Consider the following 14902-nt stretch of genomic DNA (forward strand, 5'->3'; position numbering starts at 1 on the left):
GATAAGTTCTTTATTCAGAATCATACAGATGCTCACTTTTTGCAAAGAAAGCAATTAGGCTAAACTTATGAATCGACCTTTTTGTAAATATAAGATGTTATGGTATCCCTAGCTTTGGAGCTGGATAATAGTTTTTGGACTTTCATGCCGCTCGCTGTTTTAGCATTGAGGTAATTTCTTCTTTTATCAGAGCAGTTCTTCTCTATGTCTTTCTGATAGAATCCGCCGCTTCCAATTATAGCGGCCGGTTGGGATCACTTTTAAAATTCTGCACATCTTTTCAATCGAATATGTTTTTTCATGGTCTTCGGGAAAGATCATCGGCCTGCCTTTGAAAAGATGCTTATAGTCTGTTTTAGAATATGGCGTTCTAACTCTGTTTTTTTTTTTTTTTTTTTTAGTTTATGGATTTTTTCCTGCTCAGCGCTAAGCTTTAATTTTTCCTTTTCCTGAAAAACTTTCTGCGCCAAAATCCTGGTAATACTCACGTCATCTGCAGGGTGAAGGAGCTGTTATCCCAAGTTCCTTGGCTAAAATGTGAAATATTATCTTTATGGCTTAATTGGGCCGCTTTCCCTTTAAAATTGCGGTCATAAGTTTTTAGGATTCTCCTTCATGCTCTAAAGTTAAGATTTAGTTCGTAACCTGAGAGAAAGGGAGGGGATAAAAAATACTGTTAGTTTTAAAAGATCTAATTTGTGCTAGAAATTATAAACCGTATTCTAAGTAGTACTCTAAAGCAAAGTTTTTTTGTATAAATTAGAGTTTTAGATTGGTAAAGCAGTGGCGCTGTTTTTGGGGTAAGTTTCATATTGCAACTGTAATTTTTATTGCTATATAATGATTGAGATGCCAAAATCCATAATAAGAAATGGAAGATCTTAGGAGCCAGAATATTTTTATAGTAATTGCATAAAAAAAAGAACCCTAATACTTTGCATAAAATATAATATTAGGGTACGTGCAGGCTGCATTAAGCTGAAAAAATAATCTCTCTGTAAAATAATTGCTTGGTGAACGGTTCTGATTGTTAAAAGCTAACTAACAGCTAAAGATTTTTGCTTAAAAATTTGAATAAAAAATATTTTAATAGCATATGGAGTCAACCTTCATTACAATTGATGCGTTATTGCCTGATGGCGCTGATAATAGAATGTCTTCAACATATTTTGCTACAGACATAACGAAATTTCCTGGTTTTGAAACTTTAAAAATGAACGATGTATAGTCATTACATGAACCAGATGCCAGTGGAGCGTAAAATGCGCCTCCTTTGCCAATGCCTCCATCTTGAGAAGTTAGTGACCAGTATGCACCTGAACTTTTGCTAAATTGTAATTGACTAGGGCATTGGTATATGCTGACATAATAAACGCCAACTTTTAAATAAACTTTTGAAAAGGTAGGAATGGGATTGTATATGTAAGGAGTTCCTGTAATATTATAAGACCAAGATGAATTGGACATCGATGTCAGTTGAGCTTCAGTTGCGGCAATACTCCCTGAGGAATTTTGCCATGTAGGCGGAAGACCCGGACCTTCAGATACAAGAACTTGATTCTTTATTCCTTCGGAATTATTTGGTGCTAAGGAGCCTGTAAAAAATAATGAACCGTTAGCGTTAATTTTAAATTTTTCGTCGTCATTATTTTCAACTTTCAGAAGATCTTTAAGAGGTGAGCTGCTTTTATCTTTTATATTCAAAATAGCGGTAGGGCTATTTGTGCCAATGCCTATTCTGTCATTAGCTCCATCAACAGAAAAAGTACTGCCATTAACCGAAAAACCATTAACAGCCGAAGAGGTAAAAGCTAAAGGGTTGGAGCCTTGGTTAACGGTCGTTGGGTTAGTTAATGATCCAGAACCTTTATAAATTCCTCCAGTGCCAGAAGATAAGTCCTGGTTCACGATAGTGTTGTCAAGGATTTTATCGCTAGAAATTGCATTGTTCGCCATATGGTTATTTTCTACACCAAACGAATTTAAAGAAATAATAGAACCGGCCGCTGTGTTTTTAACATCAATTGGAGCTGCACCCGAAACAGAGCTATCAGTAATTATTTTATTCCACTTATTGCCATACCAATAATAAAATCCTGGTGTTACATCTGCAGTTGTGGAGATATTAAAAACTAAAAGTGCATTAACATTTCCATTGACAATAGTGCTTTTATCGAGGCTGCCGGCTAAAGATACGCGCGGGATAAGGAGGCCCTTGTTTTGAGAAACTACATCAAGTTGAGAAGATGGATTAGCTGTCAAAGTTCCAATGCCAGAATTCTGTGAATACGTGTAAATACTTAAAGTATTAAATAACAAGATTAAAAAAAATTTCATAAAAATATATAATAATTAAAAGGATTTCTATAATAGGAATTAAATGTGAGAAGATTAAATCGTATATGGGGAATGAATTTTAAAAACTTAATAATTTTTCCATACTTCCTGGAATGCATTAATACAGTATATTGTTGGCAATTTCTGACTGCATTTGTAAAGCAGGGAAACTGACATGGGAGCCATTAAAATAAAATTTCACTATAAGTTTGTTTAAATTTTATATCTGGTCTTGCTGCTAAGGTAGAATTCACAAAAAAAAATATAATAATTGCTGCAAATGTACCGTGGTAACATGTCAAAAAAAAATAAAAAAAATATTTACAAGTACCACATTGTTAGAAAAAGTCAAAATGCAGGACTTTATTCAATCTGATGCAGCAATATCAATTTCTGTATTATAGGCTATATATAGCCAATTAATTTAAAGCATTAATAATTGTCTTACCTTGTGATTGGGTTTTATTTTAAAAATAATCTTTAACTAGTTTGGGATAAACTATCGTTGTGGAATCATATCATATTATTCTTGTTTGATATAGGTGATGTTAGCTGTTTTCTGCATTCTTTTTAGGCTTAATTGCAAAATACCCTTTCGAACCAGTCATCCATTTCTCGAGATGGAAATATAGAGGTAAAAAGCTATTAAATCAGTCCGGCATATCCTAAAAGATCCTTTTCTATTTTGAAGCAATCGTATTTCTTTGAATGCACATTGTTGTAGGGTTTGTTTATTTGATTAATAGGTTTTATCTAGTGAGAAAAGAATTGACAGGTAATTTTGTCATTTCTGGAAAGGTTGCTTGTTTCGGTAATGGATTTATCATTTCAACTGGCTTTTTTTGTCAATTCTATTGTGTAGCCCTTCATCATTGTAATGATATAACTATTGTAATAATACTTCTTTTGACTCTTCTTGCGAATCAAAATCAGTGTCCCCTAATAAATATTCATCAAGAGTCTTCCAAAAACGTTCAGCCTTGCCATTGGTCAGCGGACCGTAAGGTCTTGCATATCTATGGACTATTCCTAATTCCATCAGCATTCTTTCAAAAGGATGCTTAAACACTTTAATGAGGCAAACATTACTGTTAGACGGGACTAATTCAGCCCAGGCAATCCTGTTGTAATCATCAATTACACAGACCAGATAGAGTTTTTTGTTTTTTCCGCGAATTACACTTTTGCTTAAATAATGACAATCAATATGACCAGCTGTCCCATTCTTTGATTATTTTCTGATGATTCTTTTCAATCTTCGGAGTTAATCTGTTTATTTTATGACGTTTTAAAATATTATAGACTCCAGAATATGATGGTTCATGTTTTCCTAATCTCTGGGATTTAAGATGCTAACAATTTCATATCTGTTGTTCCTTTTTCCGGTAATTCAACTGCTTTTTGTTCAATAAATGGCAAAGGGAGTCTTGTTTTATATTTTGGACCGCGCTTCTGAGGCAGTAAATCTATTGGTTTTCCACTTTGCTTATATATCGATTGTAATATTTTAAAGAACTCTTTCTGCAGGTATCTTTGGCTGCGTAAAATCAATTGCCTTCAATCCATTGCCTTCTTGAAAAATGGATGTGTCCTGTTCTTAACCTGTTCATACTCTCTTATTAGAAAACGATACTTCTCTAAATGATGTCTTTCCAATGTATAATCCTGATAATTGCTTCTCATCGCAATAAAATTTATTAAAGTTAAATTTTGTTGCCGAATTGTCTAACTTTTATAATTTGGACGGTTCGGGAACCGAAATAAAACCTGTGCCTGTCATGGGGGAAGTGGATCCGCGGAACTGATTTTTGAGATAGGATTTTGGCTAATTTTCTTTCGCTTTTTTTTTTTTAGTGCTTGGGCTTTTGATTGAAAATTCCACATAAATTATTGTCCTCAATCTGAATTTTGAATCGTAGCCTTTTGTTTTGAGAAATTTATTAGATTTAAATCTTTCAATTAAGTTAGAGGAGAAAACCTGTATGCGTTTTCTTGAATTTTCAGAATAAATAGCGTTGAAAGCAAATTTATCTATAAATACAAAAAAAAAAGCAACTTATTAAATGTTGTATTTCTACTGGCCACATCTGAACAAGTGCCGAACTTTTTTAGCGCATGTAAATATTCCTGCTAAAACATGCCTAGGTTTTTAAATATTGATAAAAGAGTAATTCATAGAATCCATGTTTATTGATGTTTCTGGGAATAATGAAGCGAAACCAACGGTCTTCGATCTAATCTTTTTTAATTAATGCCATTAAATCTGATTCTTTACGGTTTTATAAAGTTTAATAAAATGAGGCAAGTGATGTTAAAGAGTCTCTTGGAGCCAGGCCATTGTTTCTGTCAGTATGGCTTGCCAGCTAATATGGGTTTATATGGCCTTTCCATCTTTAAGAGTTTTTTGGTCTTCTAATTCTTAAATTTGGATTATCCGACACTTATTTGCTTGATGTTTTAGATCTATTGATTTTTCTGTAATCTTAATTTAGCCGCTTTAATTTTAATTGTTCAGACAGATGAAAAAATTACTTTGCTTGCTTGGTGCTGTTTTAGTTACATTAACCTTTTGTTCAAATAATGATTGTGATCCGTTAAAAACACCATCTGCTTTATTGAAAAAAATATCTTACCCAAAACCTAATGGTACTGTGTATTCAGAGACGGTTGCATATGATGGAAACAAGATTGTCAGTGTAACTGGCGACTATTTTATGATTAAGTATACCTATTCGGGTGGCTTTATTGCAAAATCTGAGGAATTCGATGAAAATGACCAATTGGTTTATACAGACGAATATATTTATACGGATGGAAAACTGGCTGGCATTGTTGAAAAAGATGCTGATTCTGCAAACAGTTATGAGACTAAATACCTTTATAATGGAGATGGTACGGTTTCCTATGAAGAATTCGCAGTAGTGCCAGGCAATGAGCTAAAGAGCGTCAATAAGGGAAAATATACATTTAGAGATGGTAATTTAATAAAAGATGAGGGGGCTGATTTTGTAATCTTATACGAATATGATAACAAAAATCATCCCTATAAGAATGTTTTGGGGTATAATCTGCTGTTAGGGGATGGCGCTGCCTCAAGAAATAATGTAATTAAAGAAACCCGTAGTTCAGGTTCTAGAGCTAAAGTTAATAAATCGGTAATAACATCTGTTTATAAATATAATTCGAATAATTTTCCAACCGAGAGGGTTCAAAGCCTTTTAAGCGGCAGTTCAGCTTCATCCGAAACAATTCAATATGCTTATTAGCAAGGCTTAAGTGTGCGAAATAACCCAAATGCTCCATAGCAATTAAGCCGAATATCCTGTTATGCCCAGCTAATTAAACTAGGGTATTGATCAGGTGCAGAAAAAGGGGTAGAGTAGTTTTCTGTACAGCGTTTAAGATATCATGACAAGTTCTGTCATTAGACAAGATGCTGCTGAAATAAAGGATAAATGCGATAAATGCGATAAATGCGCTGACAGTTGACAGTGGAAATATTAAAAATCACTGCTAACTTTTTTCATTTTAAAAGCTTCATATCGAATTGCTTTTTAAGTTATACCCCATAGATTTGATCTGTTTAGATTTTAATAACCGGAAAGTTCATGGGGAGCATGAAGCTGTTTCTGCATTAGACAATTCTCATGTTTGTTTTCTGAAAGAGACAGGAAGGCTTGCAAATAAAAACGGCTAAAGAAAAAAGTAATCTGCAGAATGCAAATCATAGAATTATGCCATATTTTAAATAAACTTTAAGCATTATAAGTTTAGGCTCATTAAAAAAAATGAAAATAAAAAACTGCAAAAATAGTGTAGTGATAATTAAAGAATCTTTCAACAGCAGGATTTTTCAGAATATTGCTCCCAGATTGCATAAATAGCCCTCCCTTTCCTGTTTTTAACCCGATGCTTTGGTGATTTTTTTACTGCTTATCCGGGCTGGAATGCCGATTATCGCTTATTGAGTCCATTTATTGCTTTTAGGCGGCCCATGAGAAATGAAGAAGTACTTTTGCCATTTTATATTTAAAACTTCAATAAAGATTGAATTAATAATTATGGGCTTATACAAATTACGTTTTTTTTTAATTTTCTTGATTCTTCCTTTTGCCAGTATGCATTCTCAGGTTACTTATGAGTTTTGCGCAACTGCCAAATACGGCAATACGATCACTATGGACTTTAAAGTCCATAACAATACCAGCGCTGCTATACAGGACTATAATTTTGCTTTTAATTGGAAAGGGGTCTCGAATGTTATTATGTGGTCGGGAATGGATGTTGTTCAAAATGGGAATAGCGGTATAGTCGAACTTAAAAAAACGACTTGGGGGAATGCTCTGAGAGTAGGCACCAACACTTTTAGCATAACTATGGATTATGTGCCTGGGATGTTTCCGCCGTCTCAGGGCACATTAAATGGTGCTTCCATAAAAGGAATTACCTGTTATACCCCTCCTGCCATCGAGAATTTTAAATGCGAAAAAAAAATCAGCAGTATCTGTGCCATAAAACCTGCAGGAGCTAATGGAAATGAAATAAAAATTGGGGAAGGCTCTGTTTGGGCTTGGGGTCAGCGGGTCGATGTCTATGTTCCCGAAAACAGAAAAGGCTGGGCTATCGGTATGGCCGTTTCTCATGCTTTGTTCACAAACCTAATGGGATTTGATGCCATGAGCATCAACGAATATTTTGCCACAACAATTCAGGAAATTAATGCAGGTTGTGAAGGAAGCAGGCTTATTGCTCCGAGCTGGGTTACAAAAAAATATCCGTATCAGGATTTGATAAACGGCGGAATGAATTGTTATGATACCACAGGGAAGGTTGCTGCGGGATATTTTCAGCAGGAAATGGGAGGAAGCTGGATGGAGATGTTTATGAACTATCCTTGTTTTATACCTCAGGTACCTAAAAACAGCTTTATAGGCGATCCGGCCATTGGGGCAAGTTTTGAGTTTCAATCTATTGTAAAGACGTATCACGATTACAGAAATATTGCTTTCTGGCAATATGTTAAATGCTGGAATCCTATAGGATTTATAAAAGACTCAAAAGATCCCTATGCAGCGGTCAAAATTTTGTCTTTGGCCTATAATCAGGGAATGAACAGCGGCGCTTTTGAGCCGGTTTTCGTTAAAAATCGTGCGGCTGCTCTGGGGGCGGCAAACCTGATGGATTATATTTCTCCGGCTTCGCCTTCGGGTTTGGACCGTCTTTATGCAGAACAGATTAATAGGCTCACAAAGGTATTAGACAATAGGATAGCGGATATAAGCTGGACTGATGCTGCCATTTGGGGCGTAACGGATAAATCGGCCCATAGTTTTAGAGGGTTTTACGACTCTCAGATTGCATGGAGTGACGTAGAGGATTATATAAAAAAAATTACGCCTTTTTATGCTGTTTTCGGGGTAACCGAATCCAATTTTACTGCTGCTGTCAAACCTGCTTTTGATCGTATCAATGCGGGAAATTCGATCTCTTTTAGATACCAAATGCACGATGTGATAGATGCAATCGTTGTCTTCCTGCCTGCCTTTGATCCTAAAAAAGGATTGTCTGAAGTTTATGGCCACGAATCAAACACTTGTTTTGCCCCAACAGCCAAAATGGAAGGCTCTGACGGTGGCTGCGGGAAAGATTTAGGCTTGAGGGTTTATTTCTCAGGTACGCCTCCTTATAAATTTACTTATAAAAGAACAGATGTGTCTCCGGAAGCTGTTTATCCGGAAATAACCACTTCACAAAATCCGTATTTGATAGATTCGTCATCTCTGGCGGAAGGAACATATGCTATTATTGCAATAAGTGATGCTAATTCTGCGGGAGAAGTAGTTTGTGAGCCAATAGAAATAAAAAACGATGGAGTGGCATTATCTGCAAAATTAGTTAAAGAAGGAGGAGGGGCATGCACGGGAACAGACTCAGGGATTAAGGTTGAGATAATCGGCACAGGACCTGGTCCTTTTACAATAGAATATGAAAAAGACGGAGTGGCCCAGCCCTCAGTGGCGGCTGCAGGGAGTTCTAAGATACTCATACCTTCCCCAGCTCCGAAAGGCACTTATAGATTAACAAAAATTTCATCTGCGGGCTGCAGTGCAGCACTGAATGAGAGTCTTGTTATTGATGACGCTGCAGTTCCTGTTCCGAGTGCCCAGCTGGTAAAATATGGAGAGGGGCTATGTGCTGGAACAGTTGGCGGAATTCAGCTAGAGATTACCAGTGCAGAATCCGGCCCTTTTATAATAGAATATCAAAAAGACGGGGTGCTGCAGCCTGCTGCTGCCATAAGCGGCAGTCCTCACATACTTGTACCTGCTCCAGCACCAAAAGGAACTTACAAGCTGACAAAAATTACGAGCAGCAACTGCGATTACCCCCTTAATAATACTCTTATTATTGATGATATTGCAGCCTCTAAGGTGAAAATAGACGGAAAGCCGCTTTTTTGCAAACAGTCAGCAGCTATTCTAGAAGCGGTAACAGATCCTGCAGCAGCAGACATCGATTCTTATCAATGGTTTAGAGATGATGAAAATATACAGGGAGCTGATAAAAAAACATACAATGCAGGTCAGGAAGGATATTATTCCGTAAAGATCACAGATAAAAATGGCTGCGAATCCGAGTCGCCAAATGTAAAAGTTACAGAAAAATGTCCGGATGACGGCGAAAATCCAGTACAGGACGATTACCCTAAATTTTTTACGCCGAATGGTGATGGACATAATGACACTTGGCATTTTAAAAACTTTGACAAATACAAAAAAGCCCAAATAAGAATTTTCGACCGTTACGGAAAGTTTATTATTGAGTTATCGGAGCATAGTCCTGGATGGGATGGCACCTGCAATAACAGTCCGCTTTTTGCTACAGATTATTGGTTTGTAATAACTTATCAGGATCCGGATAATCTGTCTGTGCAAAGAACATACAGAGGACACTTTTCATTAAAACGATAACAGGGCTTTAAATGGTTTCCCAATAAAAAAACACACTTTATGATTAGTAACTTTAAAAAGCTGTCTTTTTAGCAGCAGACACAACAATACTTTAGATGATATATTCGAGAATTTTATTTTACCTTGCACTTTTCGCATCGCTATCGTGTTTTTCTCAGGAAGGAATCGCGGTGTATTCAGATTATCTGTCGGATAATTATTATTTGATCCATCCTTCAATGGCAGGGGCGGCCAAATGCGATAAAATTAGACTGACGATCCGCAATCAATGGTCTGGAGAAAAAGATGCTCCTGCATTGCAGACCCTAAGCTATAATGCCCGTTTTAACGAGAGATCTGCAGGCGGAATTATTGTTTATAATGACAGAAACGGCTATCATTCACAAAAAGGGGCTAAACTCACCTATGCGCATCATATTATGTTTTCGCGTGATGAAGTCGCTTTAAACCAGCTCTCTTTTGGCATTAACGCCAGTATGGTGCAGAGCCATTTAGACGAAACGACCTTTCTGGAATCGGGAATTGCCGACCCTATTATTTTTGGAAATATCCAGAATGCCTCCTATTTCAATTTTGATCTTGGGGCATCCTATAATTTTCTAGATATGTATGCCCACTTTACGGTAAAGAATGCATTAGATACCAAACGGAATCTTTATACGGACTTTGAAAGCGGTAATTTAAGAAAATATATTTTGAGCGGCGGCTATATTTCTGGAGATTTGGACAGAATATTATGGGAACCATCCATAATGTTTCAGTTTATCGAAAGGACAAAAGAAAAAACGATTGACTTAAATTTAAAAGCCTACAGGAATTTCAGCGAAGGAATGGTTTGGGGCGGTTTGTCGTATCGTAGGGGTTTGGACGGGAGTAAGGCAGCGGAAAATGTTTCCAAACAGCGCTTGCAATACATAACGCCTCTTATTGGATTCAATTACAAAAAATTTATGTTCGCCTATACCTACTCGGCAGTTGCAGGCAATATAAAATTTGATAATGGAGCCTATCATCAAATAACGCTTGGCATTAATTTATCGTGCAGAAAAGAAAGATACGATTGCAGATGCCCTGCCGTAAATTAGAGCGATCAAGTTTATAATGCTGCAATAGCCAATAATAGTGAAAATGAAAGATAATATTTAGAAGAAGGATATTTAAATTATTATCTGGCGAGTTAAATAGAAAATTAATTGTGGACAAGGCCTTCCCATTTAGACCTAAGTTTTATGTTCTGCCTTTTTAAGCTTTTAAAATCATGAATGGGAGAGGTGATTGCTTTATGAAATCTATTGTGCCAGGGGCAGTATATCTTAAGCTTTCATCGGGCTGTATGGGGTGTTGAAGCGATTCTGTAAACGGGGGCATGCTTATCATTCTGCGGGCCAAGGCCGGTTTTGTAAGCTGACACCTGTCATTGGACCGCAGCCCAAGCATAGAAAAATGAGAGCACAGGAAAACTGCGGATTAGAGCAGAATACTGTAAAAGTTAAGGATATATGGGTTATTTATATGGGGCCGGCAATAGATAAGACAATTCATCTGTCTTTTTGAGCAGAAAAAATAGAGATTGGGCTCCACCAGCAATTTGCAATAAGCGCTAGAGCGGCAGGCATTTATAGAAGTGCTCCTAATGCTGCAGAATAGGATTGCTGATTTATCAACCCGCGAATGCAAAAGCGGATTAGGCTTTAAAATTTTTGAATCCGCTGTGGACAGGCCATGGGGGAATTAAAGCTCTAGAGATGCCCAGAAAGAATATATGGCTGGATTATGGATAAGTATGTTTAAATATTCTGCAAACGGAACGGATAATGGTTAGATTGCTTATATGCTTATATTTGATTCAGACAGAAGGGGCAGAACCATAAAATCCTTGGAGTTAAGAAGTGTCTATATTATACCGCTAGATGTAGCAGCATGGTTCGTAATTTTATGCCATCTGTTTTTTAAAGAGAGAACATGTTAATTTAGCCATACGGTAGGGCCTGCATCTAAAAAAGATAAGTCTTTTAATATGCTATTAGAGATAATTTTTCGATTTTTACTTCTTTTTTAGGCTGGAATCCTGTAATAATTAAAAGAGATAATTTTCATGTATACTATAAATACACAGCTAGTTTATTTTAAATATAGTTTATATTCCAAAAAAATACTGGTAAATGTTAAATGGTTCAAGCTTGAAGGTTCAGGGAATTTTAATCTGCAGGCGCTTTCTTTCAATGAAATAGAAATTGTTCATTTTAAGGCTTTTATAGATCGGCATAAAGATAATTTTCCAGGCGGACAGTTTGTTGAAAGCAGCAATCTTGAAGGTTTTAATATTCCCCTGATTAATGAGCTTTCTAAAACTGCGGTTCCCTTTTATCTTATTTTGTCAAAACAGTCAGATCTGAATCTAAATAAGAATATTTATCAGACGGCAAATATTGTGTTAATGGATAAAAATTATGAATCTGAAATAAATTGCACTTTAGATTTTGGTGTTATAGGCAAAATTGAAATTTATAAAGAATTAACTGCATCCTAAAATTATAAATCTCGTTTTGCTGTGTGAATTATCGGTTTCTGCTGCACTTGGAAATCCTTTTATTTTTGGTTTTTAAAATTAACAAAAATGAACGCTAAAGGTCATGTTATCCAAAATAATAATCCTTCAGGCACTGTATTTTACATTAAGATTCCGCTTAGCTGCCGCTGTTGTGAATTTGAAGAAACAATCAAGCGTTTGCTAGGGCAGTAGGCATTGATAAAAAACGCTGGCTAATTCTGCAAGAATCAAAATTTATAACAGGCGTTTTCGTTTCCAAAGGTTTAAGATGATGCGCTGCAGGTATCCTGCAATATTGCAGAGCAGGATTATCTCTGTCCACTGTCGTATTCAAAACGGATCAGGCTTTAAAGGCCTTGAACCGGCCAGAGGGCATTGAGCGGAATTAGCTGTGGAGGTGTCCAGAAAGTATATATGGCTAGATTGGAATAGCCGCTTTTAAATACTCTGCAAAAGGGGCGTCCAAAGTTTAAATTGCTTAAATTCTTTTATTTGGTTCTGAAAGGTGTGGCAGAATCCTGAAATAATAAGAATCTGCCTATTGGGTACCGTTTATGCCGTTTTTTATTTTTGCGGTACTTATATTGTTTATTTTGAACTCCGTATGTTTTAATTATTATTTAATTTTAAATTTTTTAAAGCATGCTTTTATGGCATTTGATTATACAGGTTTTCTGATAACAAGGAAAAGTAAACAGCACGCTGGTTTTTATGGAATACTCTGTTTGATTTGCATCTGGCAGGTGTTTCTATACGAGTTTTTTAATGCGCGATTGGAAGTCGGATATTTTTTAACCTTGAGTATACGGACTTTGACAGACGCCAGAAAATATAGTGTTGGGATAATTGGTGTATGTCTGGAGGTATGCATTGGTTTGAAGGCCGGATAAATCGATGGTAAAATTAAAGAAAGATTTGTTTAGGAAATGGCAGATGCGCCAAATTTGCCTCACATGGAGCAAATTTTAAATCTTTTTTAATTTCGGAGAATATGAGTAATGCGCATATCAATTATGCTTTCAGCGGCAGGTAGGGTTTCGCTGCCGATTGGCAGTCTTGTAAAGAAAGTGCAACTGCTTTTAATGGAAAAGGAAGGGATTAGCCACTGCTGCTGAGGATTATACAGATATGGGTAATGTTTGTCAAAACAGGTTTGGAGCTTGTATTATAATCGCTGCGAGTCTTTCTATGATATGATATCATATGATATGATAGGTTTTCAATTTTGGAGAATGCTAATTCATGGGGAGGTGTTGCCACAGATTCTAATGTTGGATGTAAGGGGGGGATTTGGCCGGCACTTATGTTTTTAAAGCCACGTGTTAAAATTGCATTAGAAAAGAAGCCTTTCTGCGTTAAAAGGAAGGTGTAAGTAAAAAATATTGTTTAATTAATACTTAAATGTGCTTGTTATGAAAATAGAATATGCAATGTTGATAGCCATACTGAGTTTTTCATCAGTACAATTGATGGCACAGGATTTTCCAGTTAAGCAAAGATGGTCATATTATGGAGAACCTTATGTGATGTTACCCAATATTAGTGGAAAAACGGCAATAGGAAATTTGTCTGAGATGTATGTAGATGCTGATCCGCATCAGATTTTTGATAATCTTAAACTAGGAGTGATGCTATATTTCGAAGCTTCAAACGGAAAATGGAACCTGAATTCCGATCTTCTTTATATGAATGTGGGAAAAGGCGTGAAAAGCAGCACACTGATCAGTAATGGCGAAGTTTCAGCAAAACAGCTAGGATGGGAACTGGCAGGTTTATATAAAATAAGACCATGGCTTGAAGTTGGTGTTGGCGGGCTTTTAAATTCTATTAAAGTGGGACTGGACATCAATAGAAATAATATAAGCGGCGGCACTGCCAATATTAAAAAAGAAACTTCTGAAATCTGGTTTGACCCTATGTTAATTGCTGTTTTTAAAAACACACCCGATAAAGGGTTTATTTATTCAGCTCGAGCAGAAATCGGCGGATTTGGATTAGGATCACAATTTGCCTTGCAGCTGCAAGCTTATGCGGGATACCGATTTTCAAAATTATTGCAGATTCAGGGAGGTTACCGCCTTATATCATTGGATTATCGCACAGGCAGCGGCTCAGACTATTTCCTATATAATATGGATACGTATGGTCCGGTTATAAAATTCGGTTTTCATTTTTAAAAGGCCTTTAACATTAGAACGAAGTTGTATCTACTGCCTTTTTAACTCTTAGGGGCATCAATGGGGAAGCCCATTGTTATCCCAATTCCATTATGCTGGCGAGAGTATATCTTAAGGGTATGCACATGTTGGCTATAGGGATGTCCAGGAGATGATAAAAACGCGAGGAATTCATGCTGTTCATCCTGCCATTCAAAAGATGGGTTTATAAGTCTGCGCCTTTCATTTAAAGTATTCTCAAATTATTATTTTAAGCATGAGATGCCATATTGGGATAATCAGTTGAAAAGTATATGCCATAGTGCGGATAATAAACATAAAATGGAAGATTATGTTTATGGACATGCCCTCCAAAACTGCAGTGAAATGATTAATCATTGCGGCTGGAGGGCTTAATTTATTTGAATAGAGCCTAATTTGCTTATAATTCTTATCATTGCGGCTGATATGGCAGTAAACTTATGATGCATAATCAAAAACTAGGATACTGTCTAACCATAGTTTCCTGCCAGCTCCAATTGATTTCATTGCTGTTCCTGATGATAAAAAAGTAATGCTTTTTTGGGATAATGAAACCTTCAAAAGGCTTTATGCCTCATTTATGGTTGAGAAATCTTCAGACATATCAATTATAAGCCAATATCAAATACCGCACTTGTAAACTTAAATCATAAAGACGGACATCCGTCTAAAATATGCATTATGCCGATACGCTTAGCGTAAACGGCAAAGTGTATCATTATAGATTATAAGGTATAACTTCATTTGGAGAAAAAGGAGAATTTACAAAACCGATTGCTGTAACAGGAGGTGCGGCTGTTATAACTCCGGCAAGGCTTGTAGATTATAATATCATAAATTCAAAT

The 14902-nt window shown here is 36.3% G+C and carries 7 protein-coding genes; 5 read left to right on the forward strand and 2 right to left on the reverse strand.

Annotated elements, in window-relative coordinates:
• Positions 1-1086: 1086 nt before the first annotated feature.
• Both M0M44_RS11220 and M0M44_RS11225 read right to left on the reverse strand, forming a co-directional pair.
• Positions 1087-2337 carry a hypothetical protein gene (locus M0M44_RS11220; protein WP_248729834.1) on the reverse strand — a complete coding sequence of 417 codons (1251 nt, stop codon included), beginning with the start codon at positions 2335-2337 and terminating at the stop codon, positions 1087-1089.
• 886 nt (positions 2338-3223) lie between these two features.
• The gene (locus M0M44_RS11225; RefSeq protein WP_248729835.1) at positions 3224-3376 is read right to left on the reverse strand and encodes an integrase core domain-containing protein; all 153 of its coding nucleotides are present in this window, start codon (positions 3374-3376) and stop codon (positions 3224-3226) included.
• A gap of 1480 nt (positions 3377-4856) precedes the next feature.
• Here M0M44_RS11225 and M0M44_RS11230 point away from each other — a divergent pair.
• From M0M44_RS11230 to M0M44_RS11250, 5 genes are all read left to right on the forward strand, one after another.
• On the forward strand, positions 4857-5603 hold the full coding sequence (locus M0M44_RS11230; protein WP_248729836.1) for a hypothetical protein: 747 nt from the start codon (positions 4857-4859) through the stop codon (positions 5601-5603).
• 795 nt (positions 5604-6398) lie between these two features.
• On the forward strand, positions 6399-9308 hold the full coding sequence (locus tag M0M44_RS11235) for a T9SS type B sorting domain-containing protein (protein WP_248729837.1): 2910 nt from the start codon (positions 6399-6401) through the stop codon (positions 9306-9308).
• A gap of 95 nt (positions 9309-9403) precedes the next feature.
• The gene (locus tag M0M44_RS11240; protein ID WP_248729838.1) at positions 9404-10393 is read left to right on the forward strand and encodes a PorP/SprF family type IX secretion system membrane protein; all 990 of its coding nucleotides are present in this window, start codon (positions 9404-9406) and stop codon (positions 10391-10393) included.
• Between the two features lie 1010 nt (positions 10394-11403).
• Positions 11404-11838: a hypothetical protein gene (locus M0M44_RS11245; protein ID WP_248729839.1), complete on the forward strand. Its 435-nt coding sequence runs from the start codon at positions 11404-11406 to the stop codon at positions 11836-11838.
• Between the two features lie 1433 nt (positions 11839-13271).
• A complete protein-coding gene (locus tag M0M44_RS11250) occupies positions 13272-14036 on the forward strand; it encodes a hypothetical protein (RefSeq protein ID WP_248729840.1) in 765 nt (254 codons plus the stop codon).
• The last annotated feature ends 866 nt before the right edge of the window (positions 14037-14902 follow it).

Origin of the sequence: Flavobacterium humidisoli (genome assembly GCF_023272795.1) — a bacterium.
GTDB classification, from domain to species: domain Bacteria; phylum Bacteroidota; class Bacteroidia; order Flavobacteriales; family Flavobacteriaceae; genus Flavobacterium; species Flavobacterium humidisoli.

Coding starts and splice junctions, on each gene's coding strand:
- M0M44_RS11225 (WP_248729835.1), bottom strand. CDS start 3,376: ATGGAATTAGGAATAGTCCATAGATATGCAAGACCTTACGGTCCGCTG.
- M0M44_RS11235 (WP_248729837.1), top strand. CDS start 6,399: ATGGGCTTATACAAATTACGTTTTTTTTTAATTTTCTTGATTCTTCCT.
- M0M44_RS11245 (WP_248729839.1), top strand. CDS start 11,404: ATGTATACTATAAATACACAGCTAGTTTATTTTAAATATAGTTTATAT.
- M0M44_RS11220 (WP_248729834.1), bottom strand. CDS start 2,337: ATGAAATTTTTTTTAATCTTGTTATTTAATACTTTAAGTATTTACACG.
- M0M44_RS11250 (WP_248729840.1), top strand. CDS start 13,272: ATGAAAATAGAATATGCAATGTTGATAGCCATACTGAGTTTTTCATCA.
- M0M44_RS11240 (WP_248729838.1), top strand. CDS start 9,404: ATGATATATTCGAGAATTTTATTTTACCTTGCACTTTTCGCATCGCTA.
- M0M44_RS11230 (WP_248729836.1), top strand. CDS start 4,857: ATGAAAAAATTACTTTGCTTGCTTGGTGCTGTTTTAGTTACATTAACC.